At 44.4% G+C, this 16525-nt stretch carries 18 protein-coding genes; 10 read left to right on the top strand and 8 right to left on the bottom strand.

All coding sequences use genetic code 11. The annotated features are described in order from the left end of the window. Positions 1-63 precede the first annotated feature (63 nt). The 3 genes from D1614_RS22575 to D1614_RS22565 form a co-directional block, all read right to left on the bottom strand. A complete protein-coding gene (locus D1614_RS22575; protein WP_119440269.1) occupies positions 64-765 on the bottom strand; it encodes an aromatic aminobenezylarsenical efflux permease ArsG family transporter in 702 nt (233 codons plus the stop codon). 1 nt (position 766) lies between these two features. After that, positions 767-1165, bottom strand: a complete 399-nt coding sequence (locus D1614_RS22570; RefSeq protein WP_119440268.1) for a nitrophenyl compound nitroreductase subunit ArsF family protein — start codon at positions 1163-1165, stop codon at positions 767-769. A 229-nt stretch (positions 1166-1394) separates the two neighbouring features. Next, positions 1395-1694 (bottom strand): ArsR/SmtB family transcription factor, encoded by a 300-nt coding sequence (locus D1614_RS22565; protein WP_119440267.1) that lies wholly within the window; start codon positions 1692-1694, stop codon positions 1395-1397. Positions 1695-2025: 331 nt separating this feature from the next. On the opposite strand from D1614_RS22565, the gene D1614_RS22555 reads away from it, so the two are divergent. From D1614_RS22555 to D1614_RS22530, 6 genes are all read left to right on the top strand, one after another. Continuing rightward, positions 2026-4374: a TonB-dependent receptor gene (locus D1614_RS22555; protein ID WP_119440265.1), complete on the top strand. Its 2349-nt coding sequence runs from the start codon at positions 2026-2028 to the stop codon at positions 4372-4374. 3 nt (positions 4375-4377) lie between these two features. After that, a complete protein-coding gene (locus D1614_RS22550) occupies positions 4378-5298 on the top strand; it encodes a DUF4249 domain-containing protein (RefSeq protein ID WP_119440264.1) in 921 nt (306 codons plus the stop codon). 220 nt (positions 5299-5518) lie between these two features. Continuing rightward, entirely contained in the window at positions 5519-6508 is a 990-nt protein-coding gene (locus D1614_RS22545) for a CdaR family protein (RefSeq protein WP_119440263.1), read from the top strand. Between the two features lie 3 nt (positions 6509-6511). Continuing rightward, the gene (gene coaE, locus D1614_RS22540; protein WP_119440262.1) at positions 6512-7111 is read left to right on the top strand and encodes a dephospho-CoA kinase; all 600 of its coding nucleotides are present in this window, start codon (positions 6512-6514) and stop codon (positions 7109-7111) included. Continuing rightward, positions 7095-7826 (top strand): TerB family tellurite resistance protein, encoded by a 732-nt coding sequence (locus D1614_RS22535; protein WP_119440261.1) that lies wholly within the window; start codon positions 7095-7097, stop codon positions 7824-7826. Before coaE ends, D1614_RS22535 begins: the two co-directional genes overlap by 17 nt. 472 nt (positions 7827-8298) lie before the next feature. Beyond that, entirely contained in the window at positions 8299-8940 is a 642-nt protein-coding gene (locus D1614_RS22530; RefSeq protein WP_119440260.1) for an MOSC domain-containing protein, read from the top strand. A 4-nt stretch (positions 8941-8944) separates the two neighbouring features. Here D1614_RS22530 and D1614_RS22525 read toward each other — a convergent pair whose 3' ends face one another. Then, positions 8945-10267, bottom strand: a complete 1323-nt coding sequence (locus D1614_RS22525; RefSeq protein ID WP_119440286.1) for a sugar porter family MFS transporter — start codon at positions 10265-10267, stop codon at positions 8945-8947. Between the two features lie 187 nt (positions 10268-10454). Between D1614_RS22525 and D1614_RS22520 the strand changes: the two genes are divergently transcribed. Beyond that, positions 10455-11123: a class II aldolase/adducin family protein gene (locus D1614_RS22520; protein ID WP_119440259.1), complete on the top strand. Its 669-nt coding sequence runs from the start codon at positions 10455-10457 to the stop codon at positions 11121-11123. Positions 11124-11224: 101 nt separating this feature from the next. Here the strand turns inward: D1614_RS22520 and D1614_RS22515 are convergent, their stop codons facing one another. The 4 genes from D1614_RS22515 to D1614_RS22500 all read right to left on the bottom strand — a co-directional run bounded on the left by D1614_RS22515 (position 11225) and on the right by D1614_RS22500 (position 13845). Beyond that, on the bottom strand, positions 11225-12133 hold the full coding sequence (locus tag D1614_RS22515; RefSeq protein ID WP_119440258.1) for a cation diffusion facilitator family transporter: 909 nt from the start codon (positions 12131-12133) through the stop codon (positions 11225-11227). Between the two features lie 100 nt (positions 12134-12233). Next, positions 12234-12956, bottom strand: coding sequence for an aspartyl/asparaginyl beta-hydroxylase domain-containing protein (locus D1614_RS22510; protein ID WP_206610124.1), 723 nt, complete (start codon positions 12954-12956; stop codon positions 12234-12236). A gap of 19 nt (positions 12957-12975) precedes the next feature. Further along, entirely contained in the window at positions 12976-13302 is a 327-nt protein-coding gene (locus D1614_RS26095; RefSeq protein WP_206610123.1) for a hypothetical protein, read from the bottom strand. Between the two features lie 147 nt (positions 13303-13449). Next, positions 13450-13845, bottom strand: coding sequence for a hypothetical protein (locus D1614_RS22500; protein WP_119440256.1), 396 nt, complete (start codon positions 13843-13845; stop codon positions 13450-13452). 373 nt (positions 13846-14218) lie between these two features. On the opposite strand from D1614_RS22500, the gene D1614_RS22495 reads away from it, so the two are divergent. The 3 genes from D1614_RS22495 (at position 14219) to D1614_RS22475 (ending at position 16473) form a co-directional block, all read left to right on the top strand. Beyond that, on the top strand, positions 14219-14635 hold the full coding sequence (locus D1614_RS22495; protein ID WP_119440255.1) for a hypothetical protein: 417 nt from the start codon (positions 14219-14221) through the stop codon (positions 14633-14635). 508 nt (positions 14636-15143) lie between these two features. Then, entirely contained in the window at positions 15144-15584 is a 441-nt protein-coding gene (locus D1614_RS22485; RefSeq protein WP_119440254.1) for a hypothetical protein, read from the top strand. A 553-nt stretch (positions 15585-16137) separates the two neighbouring features. After that, a complete protein-coding gene (locus tag D1614_RS22475; protein ID WP_119440253.1) occupies positions 16138-16473 on the top strand; it encodes a hypothetical protein in 336 nt (111 codons plus the stop codon). The last annotated feature ends 52 nt before the right edge of the window (positions 16474-16525 follow it).

Below are 16525 nucleotides of genomic sequence, written 5' to 3'. Positions count from 1 at the left end.
ATGTTGGTTTTTAGTCAAAAAAATACCACCCATTTAATCACACACATTCAAGCCAGTGAATGCTTAAAAGAACACTGTAATAATGTAATACAGTCCTACGAGGACAAATAAAACTGCGATGACTTTCCGGAACCAATATTCGAAGGTTTTTAGCCGTTGGTACAAACCTCCGACCCCCGACACGGCATAAGCAATCAGCCAGGCAAACAAGATGACCGGAATACCGGTGGCAATGGCGAAGACCACAGGGAGATACAAGCCCGATGCACTACTGATCGTTAAAGGAATCAGCATTCCGAAGTACAAAACGCCGCTGTAGGGACAAAAGGCCATGGCAAACAACATGCCCAGCAAAAGAACGTCCCAGTAGCCTGTCACTCCTTTTTTCTCGAATCGTTCGGCTATTTTTCCGCCTCCCGGAAGACTGATTTTCAGAACTCCGAGCATAAAAAGTCCGATAACGATCAGCAAGGGGCCAATGATTTTCATACCATAGCGCTGAAATACTCCCGATACCTCGAACTGGTCGGCTCCCAGGAAAATAACAAAGGCCAGCAAAGTATAAGCTATCGCTCGTCCCAACGTGTAAACCAGGCCGTTGTAAAAAACCCGGTTTCGGTTTTCAATGTCTTTACCAATAAAGCCAACGGCTGTAATATTAGTTGCCAAAGGACAAGGACTGATGGCAGTCATTAATCCCAGCACCAAAGCAGTAACTACGGGGAAAGAGCTGTTTTCGAGTAATCCGGTCAGAAATCCTTCCATGCTACAACAAAGGTTTTATCTTTTCCTCGATTACTTTTTTGAATTTAGCAGGATCGGTTCGGGCGTACAAAAATCCTTCGTTGGTAAGGTTGATCTTTTTCTTTCCTTTTACCACCAAAAGTGCCTGACTGTTGATCCCCAGTTCTTTTCCCTTGGCTTCACCATCGGGTTGATCCAAATTGTAGGACACGAAACTGACTTGGGAGCCAAATAACTCCTTCACATCCTGTTGAGCTTCCGACTCGATTGCTTTGCAGGTGGCACACCGCTTATTCACGTGAAAGTAGTAAACCTTAACCAGCGCTTCTTTAGGTTCTGAATCGGTTTGTGCCGAAACCTTCATTCCAAAAAGTAAAACAGCGCAAAGGCTTAGCAAGACAAGGTTGATTTTTGTTTTCATCTTATTAAAATTGTTTGTTTTTTAAAGAATAAGATGGAACTCGTCCCGAGCACTCGGGACTCGTTTCATTTGGTTCAATTATTTGTTTTTAGCGGGAATTCATCCCGAATTTTATGATTTGCTTTTTTGAAACGTTATTCAATCTTTCACTTCACGCCTGCCTCCATTTAATACATTTCCCGGAACCTGTTCGGCATTCGCAAAACACCGAACAAACAACACAAATTTTTTAGATCTTCCAGAATTCTTTAAACAGTGTTTTTGCCTCCGCCCAGTTTTCTTTGTTTATACAATACCTGATTCTTGGGGCTTCAATCTCCCCCTGAATCAACCCCGCATCTTTCAACTCCTTCAGGTGTTGCGAAAGCGTTGATTTCACAATCGGCAGTTCTTCGGTAAGATCGCCACTGTAGCAACAGCTTTGACTGGCAAGTAATTCGAGCACGTACATCCGAACCGGATGTCCCATTGCTTTGGCATAACGGGCCATTTTCTTTTGCTTATCAGTTATTACTTCTTTCGACGCCATGATTGTTCGTAATCTACCGAACAAATGTAAGCAGAAATCTTAAAAAAATAATACGTATTCCGGAAATAGCCAGGCAAAATCTTCTTTCACCTTTCTGTTTTCACAGCTTTTCTTTTACTTTTTTTATTTGGGTTTACAACCCTTTTGCCTTTCTGCTGTCTTTCAAAACGAGATCAGATAACAAAACATGGTTCCTTGATATGCCTTACGTTTATCAATTCGCGGTGTTCACCGAAAAATATCAATCGTTTATCGGATAATCGCCGCTGTTTTAATTGTTTGGTATAACTTCGTGGTCCATAGAAAACAAAAACAGAAAACAATTACTCACATGCTGAAATTAAAGATCCTCACACTCATGCTGCTTTGTGCTGTGTTGGCAAAGGCGCAGGAAATTACCTTAAGTGGTTATTTAAAAGATGCCTCCAATGGTGAAGCACTTATTGGAGCTACTCTTTTTGTTCCGGAGTTAAAGCAGGGAACCGCCAGTAATGCCTACGGCTTTTATTCCCTGACGATTCCGAAAGGAAACTACACGATCCGTGTTTCTTTTATTGGCTACCACCCCCACGAACAAAAGCTGGAAGCGCGTGAAAGTGTTACCCGCGATTTCTCACTTTCAGGGCTTTCGGAGCAAATAGAGGAAGTTACCGTGCGTGGCGAAGCTGCCGATGCAAACGTACAACGCGTGGAAATGGGCATGACCACCCTGCCCGTTAAAACCATCCAAAAACTTCCGGCTTTTATGGGCGAAGTGGATGTGATCCGGACCATCCAGTTGCTGCCCGGGATACAAAGCGGTGGCGAAGCCAGTTCGGGATTGTATGTGCGTGGCGGCGGCCCCGACGAGAACCTGATGATCCTTGATGAAGCGCCGGTTTACAATGCTTCTCACCTTCTTGGATTTTTTTCGGTGTTTAATTCCAATGCCATCAAAGACATTCAGGTGTACAAAAGTGGCATTCCGGCCGAATACGGAGGAAAAGCTTCTTCGGTGATCGATATCCGCCAGAAAGACGGCAACAGCAAACAACTGGCACTCGATGGCGGAATTGGCAACCTTTCGAGCAGGCTTACGATCGAAGGCCCCATTATTAAAGACCGCTGGAGTTTTCTGATTGCGGGGCGCCGCACCTACTACGATGTGCTTGGCAAAGCCATGGGACTGGAAGAGCTAAAAGACAACACGCTGTATTTTTACGACCTCAACGGAAAATCGAACTTCATTATCAACGATAAAAACCGCATTTACCTGTCGGCTTACAACGGCAAAGATGTGTTTGAGCTGGGCGAGTCGCTGTACATGCGCTGGGGGAATACAACCGCCACGCTTCGCTGGAACCACATTTACGGCGACAAGCTTTTTATGAATGTGTCTGCCATTTATTCGAAATACCGCTACAACCTCGGTGTTCCGGGAGAAAATGCAGATAATTTCGATTGGTCGTCACAAATCCGCGATTACAACCTGAAACTGGATTTCACCTATTATTTCAACCCACGCAATACCTTCAAATTTGGAGCAAACACAATCCTCCACAATTTCAAACCCGGGCAGGTGCTTACCAACGGCGAAAACTCGATGTTTAACGACCTGGAGCTTACCGAATACAACACACGGGAAAATGCAGTTTACCTGTCGAACGAACAACAATTTTCGGAGCGTTTGTCAGTTCAGTATGGAGTACGATTAAGCCACTTTCAGCAAATAGGAGAAGGCGAGGTGAATATTTACGAAAATCCCGATCAGCCCGACAAAGACGAAGTGCTTGAAACCATTCATTACGGAAAAGGAGATAAAATCGGAGATGCTTTTGTTCATCTGGAGCCCCGTGTGGGTATGAAATTCAGCCTCGACCGAGCCAGTTCGGTAAAGGCCTCTTACAACCGGATGGTCCAAAACCTGCACCTGATCTCGAACACACAGTCGCCCTCGCCGCTCGACATTTGGTTACCCAGCAGCACCTACATAAAGCCGTTGATTGTTGATCAGGTTTCGATGGGCTATTTCCGCAATTTCAAAAACAATATGTGGGAAACGTCGGTGGAAGTGTATTACAAAGACATGCAGAACGTGCTGGATTACAAGGAAGGCGCCGAGCTTTTCCTGAACGAAAACATAGAAACCGAGTTGCTGCACGGTACAGGGGAATCAAAAGGGCTGGAAGTTCTGGCCAAGAAAGCCAAAGGGCAGCTTACCGGCTGGGTGGGTTACACCTGGTCGAAAACCACCCGGAAAATTGAAGGCATCAACAACGGAAACCCCTACCCTTCGGATTACGACCGCACGCACGACCTTTCGGTAGTGGGCAACTACGAGCTGAACAAACGCTGGAACCTGGCCGCCAACTTTGTTTATTCAACCGGATCGCCCATTTCGTACCCCGTGGCCAAATACACCGTGCAGGGCAACCAGGTATTTGAATACTCGGCGCGAAACAGCAACCGGCTTCCGGATTACAACCGGCTCGATTTATCGGCCACTTACGACTTTAAAAAGAACGAGCACCGGCGTTTTAAGCAATCGATCAACTTTTCGATCTACAACGTTTATGCGCGCCGCAACGCCTATTCGATTACGCCCGAAGCTAACGAAGACAATCCCAACCAAACCCAGTTTGTTCGCTTGTCGATCATTGGGTCAGCCATTCCATCCATCACCTACAACGTAAAATTCTAACACATGAAAAAGACATATTTATACCGCGCCATACTTCTATCACTGTTAACGGCCTTTATTCTGGCCAGTTGCGAAGATGTTGTTGAAGTAAACCTCAACGATGAAGACATTGACCTGGTAGCTGTTGAGGCTTATCTTGATACACGGGCAAACGACAATATTTTTGTAAAAATTGAAAAAACGCTCCGGGTAAACCAGGCAGAAAGCAATCCGCCAGTCAGCAATGCCCTGGTGGAAATCTCCGACAACGAAGCTGTTCCCAATACAATCGTGCTGGAAGAACAGGGAAACACCGGAATATACAAACTGCCGGAAAATACAGTATACGAAGCCGTTCCGGGAAGAACGTACCAACTAACCATCACCACGGAAGAAGGTGTGGTTATTACTGCCAGCGAATACCTGCAGGAAGTGGAAACACTCGATAAAACACGTGTCAACCTTTCTGCAAGGGGCGATTACGAGTTCCTGGCCGTTTACATCAACTCGCAGGAAACGCCCGGAAAAGGGAATTACTACAAATGGGATATCTACATAAACAACGAACTGCTGTACGAAAGCGAGTACCTTTCCTTTGCCAGCGACGAACTGGTGGATGGCAATTACATTTATGATTTTGAAATACTGACCGACTTTGAGGAGAAAGAAGAAGACAAGCTAATGCACAAAAACGACACGGTGCGGGTAGAACAACTCTCCATTTCAAAAGCCAGCTACGATTTTTACTTTGCGCTGATAAACCAGGCTTTCACGGGTAGCCCGTTTAGTGTTCCGCCGGCAAATGTTCCCGGCAACCTGGTTTCGAGCGATGGCAAACGCGTTCTGGGACTTTTCTCGGCCCGCGATATTTCGGTAGGCGAAAGCATTGTCATTGACGACAATAACTACCAACCGCTGGTATCCAGCATCCCTCCGGGAATCTGACACATTGTGCTGCCGTGTGGCTGTGTTGCTGTCTGGCTGTGTCTTTTCTTCACAGCAACACGGCGACACGGCTAAACAGCAATACGGCTAAACAAAAGCAGGTACAACATTTTACGTTTAGCGTGTGATTTATTACACATAAATATTAATTTGAAGCATAAAATTTTGCCCTGAAATCACTAATTGGCAGATTTGGTTAAATTTGTGTTTTCATTGCTGTATGAAGAAAAACATTAATAAACTACCGGAATTTTTCAAGATCGAGAAACTACGAAACGACAAGCGGGTTGTGGTGTTTCTGATTTGCCTGCTCATCTCGACTTCATTGTGGTTCCTGAATGCGCTTAGCAAAGACTATTCAACCACCATTTCGTACCCGGTAAAATACGTAAATCCGCCCAGCAAGCAGTTTCTGGCCAATCACCCGCCTTCGAAACTGGAGTTGAAAATTGATGCGCATGGTTTTACCCTGCTTCGCTACAAGTTGAGCTTGTCCTTTTCTCCGATCATTTTGAACCTCACCAATATTACCAAAGACCTGAAACCCGAGGATGGCATTTACCGGATTCCGTCGTCAGGACTGATGCGTCGCATTAAATCGCAGGTCAGTAATGAAATTACTATTTTGGAAGTTCAACCCGAAATGCTGGAAATTATCCTGGACAGCCTGAAAACCAAAACAGTCCCGGTAAGAGCCAACGTTCAGGTACAATTTAAACCACAGTTTAACCTGAAAAACCCGGTCAGGGTAACTCCTTCAGAAGTAAAAATAACCGGCCCTTCGTCGGTAATCGACACCATTAATGAGCTAAGCACCCGCTTTGAGAATTTTGAAGAGCTGGATGCAGCCGTCGAAAAACACGTGGATATTTTGAAACCCAAAAATACAACGATCTCTCCCGACAAAGTCAACTTAAAAATAGAAGTTGAGAAATTTACAGAGAAAGAACTTAAGATCCCGCTTATTATTCGCAACCGCCCCGACAGTGTAAATGTAAAACTCTTCCCCTCGGAAGTAAAAGTTACCTGTTTGGTTGGCTTGAGTGAATTTGAAGATGTGGCAGTCAGCGACTTCAGTGCGGTGGTAGATTATGCCGACGTTGACAAAAATACGCAGAACCTGCCGGTAAAAATTGAACGTAAATCTTCGTTCATCCAACTGGTGCGTGTTTCGCCCGAAGCGGTGGAATACCTCATCGAAACGAATTAACGCATGGCACTAAAGATAGGGATCACCGGCGGAATAGGAAGTGGAAAATCAACCATTTGCAAGGTTTTCAGCCTGCTGGGAGCTCCGGTTTTTGAAGCCGATCCGGTGGCCAAAACACTGATCGACACAGATCCCGGAATCCGCAAAGGATTGATTGACCTTTTTGGTCCCGACATTTATACCGCAAATGCCGGTGTTGACCGAAAAAAACTCGCCAGCTTCATCTTTAATGATGAAATTCAGCTGGCAAAAGTAAATGCGCTGGTGCATCCGGCAGTTCGTGCAGAGTTTATGGAATGGGCCGATTCGCAAGATGTTCCTTACGTGATTCACGAAGCAGCCATTCTTTTCGAAAGCGGTTTTTATAAAATGATGGACTTCACCCTTTTGGTAACAGCGCCGGATGAAGACCGGATAAAAAGAGTGATGACACGCGACGGTTCTTCGCGCGAACAGGTAGTGGAAAGAATGCAAAAACAATGGAGCGACAACGAAAAAAGAAAACTCGCCACCATTGAAATTAAGAACGACAACCGGGAGCTGTTGCTTCCGCAGATAATTAGAATTGACAAACAGTTAAAAGAATATGGCAAAATTTGGTAAGTGGGTTGGTGGCGGCCTAGGATGGGCCTTTGGAGGACCAATCGGTGCAATTTTCGGGTTTGTAGTTGGGTCTATGTTCGACGGCGGACAGGAAGCCATTAAAAGAGGTGCAACGGGATACTCTTCCCGCACCACCACCGGCGGTTATGTAATGAGCCTCCTGGTTTTGGTGGCGGCCGTTATGAAAGCCGACGGCAAAGTACTGAAATCAGAACTCGACTATGTAAAGAAATTCCTGGTGCATAATTTTGGGGAAGACTCGGCGCAGGAAGCCATCCGAATGCTGCGCGACCTTTTGCAGCAAACCATACCCGTAAACGAAGTGTGCCGCCAAATACAGGCCAACATGAACTACTCGGCCCGTTTGCAGCTGGTACATTTCCTCTTTGGAATAGCTCAGGCGGATGGAAAAGTGGACAAAGGAGAATCGGAACTCATTGACCAGATTTGCAACCTGATGGGCATTCAGCGCAATGACTACGAATCGATTCAGGCCATGTTTATTCCAAATACCGACTCGGATTACAAAATCCTGGAAATTGAAAGAACAGCCAACGACGAAGAAGTGAAAAAAGCCTACCGCAGAATGGCCATGAAATTTCACCCCGACAAAGTAAGCACGCTGGGTGAAGAGATTCAGAATGCAGCCAAAGAAAAGTTCCAGAAAGTGAACCAGGCGTATGAGAATATTAAAAAGGAAAGGAACATCGCGTAAGTCTTAGTCACAGTTTGCAGTCGCAGTTTCCAGGAGAGGAAGGACTGAAGGACAGAGGGACTGAAGGATTGAATTAGATTGATGAGATTGATTGGGAGATTGATGATATTGAAGGACTGAATAACCAATCACTTGTTACTTGCGGCTTGAAGCTTGTATCTTGTAGCTTATTCAAGCATTTACGCATTAACGCATTTTTACGGCTAGACCAGGGATTCAGTGATCAGCGTTCAGTCGCAGTTTTCGGGGAAGGAAGGATTGACGGACAGAGGGACTGAAGGATTGAATTAGATTGAAATAGATTGATGAGATTGAAGGACTAAATAACCAATCACGTGTTCCTTGCGGCTTGAAGCTTGTAGCTTGCAGCTTATTCAAGCATTTACGCATTAAAGCATTCCCGCATTTTTACGGCTAGACCGGGGATTCAGTGATCAGTGTTCAGTTTTCGCAATAATTTTAAGATCAACGTATGAAGATTATTTCCACAAATATTGGCGAAGCCCGCACACTTCCGTTTAACGGAAAAGAAGTTACAACCGGCATTTTTAAGTTTCCGGTGGAGAAAGGTATTTACCTGGGAACCGAAGATGTGGTGCAAGACCACGTAATCGACCGCCGCTACCACGGAGGAGTTGACAAAGCCTGTTACCTTTATTCGTCCGATCATTATGAGTACTGGAGCAAGCTTTATCCCGGGCTCGAAATGCCCTGGGGCATGTTTGGAGAAAACCTGACTGTGGAAGGACTGCAGGAAGCAAATGTAAACATCGGTGATGTTTTTAGCATGGGCGATGTGATCGTTCAGGCAAGCCAGCCGCGCCAGCCCTGTTTCAAACTCAACTTCCGGTTTCACGACAAAGACATTGTTCGCAAGTTTGTAGATGCCGGTTTTCCGGGTGTCTATGTGCGTGTACTGAAAGGAGGACATGTAAGCGCCGGGGCCGAAATGAAACAGCTTGAGCGAAAAGATTCGGTTTCCATACAACAGGTTTACCGCTGGATTTATGCATCGGAATTTGATCCGGAAGTAAAACATGCCATCAACGATCCGAACATTGCAGCCAGCTGCCGAAAAGACCTGTTAAAACGCTGGGGCGATTTCCTGGACTGAAAACTTACTTCGACAGTTTTGCCGCCAGATTTTCCAGTGTTTGTCCTTTTGTTTCGGGCATTTTGAAGATCACCCAAAACAATTGCCACACCATCATCAACCCAAAAAATACATAAACCAATGCGGGTCCTATCTGTCCAAACAAAAATGGGATCAAAGCCGGAATGGCAGCCGCCAACACCCAGTGAACCGATGCCCCAAAAGCCTGTCCCGCAGCCCTCAGTTTTGTCGGGAATATTTCGGAAATAAAAACCCAGATCACAGCGCCCTGCCCCACTGCGTGAGCCGCAATAAACAAAAAGAAAAACAGCGGTACCAGCATTCCTTCCCATTTCAAGGCAAAGGCAAACGCCACCAGCGACAGCGAAACAATATACCCAAAAGAACAGATGTACATCAGCGTTTTTCGCCCGTATTTGTCGATCATCGAAATACCGATCAATGTGAAAGTAAGGTTGATCACACCAATCCCGATCGAACTTAAAAACGAAGCCGATTTCTCCAGTCCGGCCAGTTCGAAAATGCGCGGTGCATAATACAGAAAAGCGTTAATGCCCGACAACTGGTTAAAAAAGGCAATAAAAAAAGCAAGCATCAGCGGCACTCTGAATTTCTTCATGTAAATATTTTCGCGGGCGACTTCCTTTGATTTTTCGGTCTCAATTTCGGCCAGTTCTTTTTCAATGTCCGCATCCGGCGTAATCTTCCGGAGAATTTCAATCGCTTTCTGTTTGTCGTTCCGGTATTCCAGCAACCAGCGGGGACTTTCGGGCACTTTTAACACCAGCATCGAATAAACAAATGCGGGAATGGCTTCCACACCCAGCATCCAGCGCCAGGCATTTTCGCCCAAATCGCGCAGCAGGTAGTTGGAAACGTAGGCCATCAGAATGCCAAACACAATGTTGAACTGGTACAAAGCCACCAGTTTTCCGCGTTGAGCGGGAGGAGCAATTTCCGACACATACGAAGGCGCCACCACCGTTGAAATACCAATTCCAAGGCCACCAATAAAACGGAGGCAGGCAAACACATAAGGATCGGAAGCCAACGCAGAACCAATGGCCGATATAAAAAACAAGGCACCAATGCTTATCAGGGTGCGTTTTCGCCCGAGGCGGTTGGTGGGTATCGATCCGAAAATAGCTCCGGCAACCGTTCCCCACAAAGCGGTTGACATTACCACCAACCCGTGAAACAAGTCGGAACTTTGCCAGAAATCCTGCAACTGCTGATCGGCCCCCGAAATAACAACGGTGTCAAATCCAAACAGGAAACCTGCCAGTGCCACTACTATCGAGAAGTAAAATATTTTTGAATGTTTCATAAGTTGGTTTGTTTTGCTTTGCCTTACCATCCGCTCAGAAAGAAATCCGCTCATCTTTCATGCAAATCAATACGGATGCTTACTTTTACTTTTTCTAAAGATAAAAATCATTTTCTGACGAAATCCAATTCAACTTAAAAGTTGACGGAATTAGGTTCAAAACAACTCTGTAAGCAGTACCATAGAAATGAGCGAACTAAACTATAAAACAGAACGGGAAGCGCTGGTAAAAGCCGGGCTGAAACTGGTGGAGCTGGGGCTGGTTTCGCGCACCTGGGGCAACATCAGCATACGGGTGAACAAAGATGAAATGCTGGTTACGCCCAGCGGAAAATATTACGAAGATACCCGGCCCGAGGACATGGTACTGATCAACATTCGCACCAACGAATACGATAAAAACAGCGGGAAACCTTCGTCTGAATTCAAACTGCATTCCGGAATTTATGCGGATCGTCCCGGGTTCAGTGCCATTATTCACACCCACCAGATGAATGCTTCTACCTGCGCCGCTGCCCGCCGCGAGGTGCCTCCTGTGCTTGACGACATGGCGCAGATTGTTGGCCCTTCGGTTCGTGTAGCCGATTATGCTTTGTCTTCCACCAACAAGCTGGTACGAAATACGGTAAAAGCCCTGCGCGGCCGCAATGCAGCGCTGATGGCCAACCACGGCGCCGTTTGTGCCGGACGCGATCTGAACGAAGCATTTGCGGTATGCGAGGTGCTGGAAAAAGCCTGCAAAGCATTTATCGAAGCCGAATTTCTGGGCGGGGCCAAAAGCATCAACAAATTCTCGGCATGGGCCATGCACCAGGCCTATTTGAAGAAGTATTCAAAACTTGCGGGTAAAGAATAGCAGGACAGCCCACTTCCCTTAACTTGGACAGGCCAGAAAGGATGGATATGAATTAATTCCATCTCATCTATCCATTCAATCACTTCAATCTAAAACCAGTTCTAATGTTGTTTACTGTCTCCTCCGTTTTCAAGCAAGGGGCAGTTTTCTTCATCCAGCTCTGTTTCGATGGTGTAATGCGCAAAATGGTACTTTTTCAAAACTTTCCGTGCCGTTTCCTTCACTTTCAATATTTGCCTGAACGACGAAATCTGTTCCAGCTTTAAGTGCGTGGTTAACACATTGTGCTCGCCATCAAGCGACCAGATGCGGGTGTGATGAAGCGACTGTACATTCCCAATCGCCATCAGCTCCCGTTCAATGGTAGGCAGATCGATATTCCTCGGCACACCTTCTAGAAAAACAAAGAGCGTTTCTTTTAAACGCCGCATCACTCCCCACAAAATATAGGCTGTTATCAGCAGCGATAGCGCCGGGTCGAGGTAGTGAATGTCTTTAAAACGCAGTACAATCGCAACAATCAGTACGGCCACCCAGCCCAGCACATCTTCCATCAAATGCCACGACACCACTTTTTCGTTCAGCGAACTTCCACCGCTCATTTTCCAGGCGGCGTATCCGTTTACCGCAATTCCAATCAAGGCAAAAACGATCATTCCCCCGGCATCCGAATGTTCCGGTTCCAGTATTCGCCCCACGGCTTCGTAAATTACATATACCGAACCGCCAATCAGTACCAGGCTGTTGATAAGCGCCCCCAGCAGCGAGAAACGCGCATAGCCAAACGAGAATTTGCTATCGGCTCCTTTTTTCGATTTTTTGTCGAGGTACCAGGCCGTTCCCAGCGAAAGACTGTCGCCCAGATCGTGTATGGCATCCGAAAGAATGGCCACACTGTTAACATACAGACCTCCGAAAATTTCAAAAACGGTAAATCCGAGGTTTAGAAAAAAGGCCACCTTTAATTTTTTGCCCGAATGATTGTGCTCGTGATGATGATGACTTCCCATAAAACTATTGTTGGACGGTTTCCCAACCGCTGTTCTTCTAACTTCTGAAGTAAGCAATTTATTTTCAAACCTCCGTTAAAGGCGGCAAAAGACAGACTCGTTATTTAGCCTCCAGCATGGCCAGTTTTTGCCGGAGCCCGGCAAGCAACTCTTCAGCTGCCGGTTCGGAAAGGTGTTGCAGTTCTTCGATCATCCGGCGAATCATCTCAGGCGACTCGACCGGAGATTCAGATTCGTAGTTTTCTTTGGGAGCCAGCGAAAAAAACAGTTCGTCGGTCCATTCATTTCTGATTCCGTCAACCACCAGGTGTACTCGGTCGCTTGTTCCGGCATTGCTTACCGAATGTTCAAAATTGGCATTTATGTACCAGCACTCACCCGGCAACATCCGCAGGCGGTCGCCATCCAGTAAAAATTTTACACCAGGGTTGGTAACCACAGGAACGTGCAGGCGAAAATAACCATTCTCGTACCCAAGTTCATGATCGGTATGCGGCTGAATGACTGCCCCGGCCCCGAGTCGCAGCAGGCGCACCGCCGTTACTTCGAACTGAAAAGCCTGCATCACTTCCTGAAAATAAAGGCATTCTTTCAGTATGGCCGTTTCCTTTACGCCGGAACTGTCAAACGAAGTTGCAAAAATATTGGTAGCGTCACCGTTAATGGCATACAAAGGAATAGCGCTCCAGTCGCCGGAATAATCTTTTGTGTTGTAATGCTGAATCCACGCGGCACTGCTGACAATCGCCAGATCCTTTTCCAGTTTCCCGGGATCGAAACAAAACGGAAGTTTCAGGTATCGTATCGTCTTCTGCTTTTCCACACGCATTTGAAGTTGTTGCTTACCTGAACGAGACAATTAAGCCGCCCTGCTTGTTCAAAAAAAGCCTGTAAATGGCAGCCGGGTAATCAATCACGTTCAGTTGTCTTAAAATGGTCCGGGTAATTTCCTTTCTGCATTTTCCAAAGTCGGGGTTAGGCGTTTCCCTGTCTTTCTCAAGGCGCGTGGCAAAAAAATAGACATTGTCGCTGCGTTCCACATAACCAACCCACCAGCCAGAGGAATGAACTACCCCGCTGCAAGCAGGCGGGGTATCAAAGGCATGATATTTCTTAATTCGCCCCAAGGGGCGGGGAATAAAACCCATTAGATCCCGATTGCGGTGCATCGGGATCAGTTCGACTTCATAATTTCAGTTCACTAGCGCTCCTGAAATCAGAGTCTCACTGATTTAAAACGAATTTGCAAGCAATTAAGGATCCAGGCAACAATCGCTTTGTTAACACAGCGGAGAAAAGCTCCCGCATTCGAAAAACTAATTCAGGTAAGTTTTTAATTCACCCAGTTTTAGCTGCCGCTCCATTGAAAAAACCGTGCTTTCGCGCTCTACCTTATCCAGCAGAAAATAGGCTTTTTGAAAAAAGTTGATGCGATCCTTTTCGTCCACGGCCATTTCCCCCTGTTCTTTTAGCACAAAGGCAAACAGTTCGAGGTGTTCGTTGCTCAGTTTCTTTTCATTCTGAAGAAAAGCGAGCAAGTCCCCGATACTCATCTTTTGAATATCGGCATCAATTTTCAGGCAATTGTAAAAGTAGCGGATCTGGTCTTCGGCCTGTTTGTCTTCGCCGCGTTCGCGGTGTCCCAGTATTTTATGAATAACTTCGAACAGCTGCATCAGCTGCCGCATCAGGTAATCACGTTCAATGCTCATTTTCGTTTAGCTGAATCTTAAGTGATTAAAAGTAGTGATTTATCGGAATTGATTAAGAAGGACTCTTCGAATTTCAACGCTTCGTTGCGGTACCAATCTTATCGCGTGCTTTACCCCAATGCTGCAAAACATATTATTTACTACGCAACCGTTTGCTACTTTTAGGCATCTGTTAATCAAGTCAAACAATAGAACAGCCACTTATGAGAAACGATCCGTAGTAAGTCAAGAATTAAAGCCTGCAATGATGCGCTAAGCAGTTACAAACTGCTAAGCGCTTAGAACCGAACCTCTCTTCTCTATTACAAGCCAACTATCGTTATCCTTAATACAAAAAGTACCTTTTACTATTTTACTTCTAAATACTTTTAACATGAAATCAAAAAAAATAAAAATACTAACGACTTTCTTGTTCCTGCTGCCGCTTTGTGTGGTTATACTTGGGACAGGGTGCGATGAAGAAGAAACACAACAAAATGATTACATCACATTAAAGAATGTAAAAGGAAAGATATTTAAGACAGTAAAAAGCATTGACAATAATAATCAAGTTAAGGATTACAATTGGGCTATTTCTGTCAACGAAGAATATCTGAATTCGGAAACGACACCTATTGATAGTAATATTTTAGCTCCATTAAATCTATCCGATGAGTTTAAAATACCCGGACTAGAGGTTAATATAAGTGGAAAGAAATATGTAAATAGAAATAGGGTATTAACAGAGCCAGGCCTAAGGAGTGGTTACGGTTATGCATTTGAAATAACTTCAATCAAAACCTTAGATTAGCAAAATTATGAAAAATCTTTTCTTAATTGTATTAATCAATGTTAGCTTACTGACCAACAACTTTCCCTGCTCCCGCGCGATTGCATCGCGTGGTTTGAAAAAGATTCCTGACTTATAGTAATTCTAAAACATTGCATCCTGCTAAAATGAGCCGCAATTACAAATTTCATAATCCTGACGGCGTATATTTTGTAAGCTTCGCCGTTGTTGAATGGTTAGATGTTTTTACCAGGAATGAATACAAAGCCATTTTGGTTGACAGTTTGCAATAATGCCACACGATGCAATCGTGCGGCAGCGGCGTTAATCAAGTCAAACAATAGAACAGCCACTTATGAAAAACGATCCGTAGTAAGTCAAGAATTAAAGCCTGCAATGATGCGCTAAGCAGTTCCAAACTGCTTAGCGCTTAGAACCGAACCTCTATGCTCTCCTATAGGTTAACTGCCGTTACCATGAATACGAAAATCTACTTTGTACTATTTACTCACGACTAATTACTTTAAACATGAAATCAAAAAAAATGAAACGATTTGCTCTTTTATTGCTCCTGTTACCATTAGGTGTGGTTTTGTTAGGAGCTGGATGCGATGATGAAAATGAGCCACAATATGAGATTTATGAAAACCACGAGATTTCTGCCTGTGGAGTAGAAGACCCTTTGGTGAATATTGAATGGTTGAAAACCCTTTACAACAATGTTAAAGATCAGAAAAAATATTCCTCCTTTTATATTCATATACTAAAAGTAATTGATAAGGATGAGTATATTTTTTCAATAGGTCATTCTTCAATACATGATGAGCATTACTCCTCCATTTCATATTTTGATTGTTCTGGCGATGTCGTCTTTGAGTGGGAAACGTTAACACCTCCAAGCCCTGAGTTTGTTGCTTTCAAAGAAGACAAAGAATTTATCAGTACAATATTTTCAATGGTTAAACAATAACAAAAATGAAAACAAAAATACTTATTACAGTCATATTAAGCCTATTTACGATAAAGCTTTTTGCTGTTTCTGCATTTCCGTATCCAGTAGAAATTACACAACCCAATGGCCCCCCGCTCCCGCGCGATTGCATCGCGTGGTTTGAAAAAGATTCCTGACTTATAGTAATTCTAAAACATTGCATCCTGCTAAAATGAGCCGCAATTACAAATTTCATAATCCTGATGGCGTATATTTTGTAAGCTTCGCCGTTGTTGAATGGTTAGATGTTTTTACCAGGAATGAATACAAAGCCATTTTGGTTGACAGTTTGCAATAATGCCACACGATGCAATCGTGCGGCAGCGGCGTTAATCAAATCAAACAATAGAACAGCCACTTATGAGAAACGATCCGTAGTAAGTCAAGAATTAAAGCCTGCAATGATGCGCTAAGCAGTTCCAAACTGCTAAATATTTAGAACTGAACCTCAATACTCTACTTCCGAAACCACAGTTAATCGGAATACGAAAAAGTACTTTGTACTATTTACTTACTTCTAAATACTTTAAATATGAAATCAAAAAAAATAAAAATACTAACGACTTTTTTGTTCCTGCTGCCGCTTTGTGTGGTTATACTTGCGGCAGGGTGCGATGACGAATTAGATACTATCAAAAATGCACACGGACTTGTAAAATATTTTGGGAATCCCTCAGTTGATGGGTGTGGTTGGATGATTGAAATTGACACGGTTATATTCTCTCCCATCAATCTTGATGTTGACTATCAAAAAGATAGTTTAAAAATAGTTTTGGATTATGAGATCTTGACTTCAACATGGAATTGTGGATGGAGAACCCCAGGATATCAACAGATTGAAATAAGTCGGATAATCACTAAGAACTAATTTTTAGAAAAACAGAACCGATGAAAAAGGCTAATAGATTTTTAATTGTGAT

It is taken from the genome of Maribellus luteus, from assembly GCF_003576475.1.
Lineage (GTDB): Bacteria > Bacteroidota > Bacteroidia > Bacteroidales > Prolixibacteraceae > Draconibacterium > Draconibacterium luteum.
This window is presented reverse-complemented; position numbering and strand designations above follow the sequence as displayed.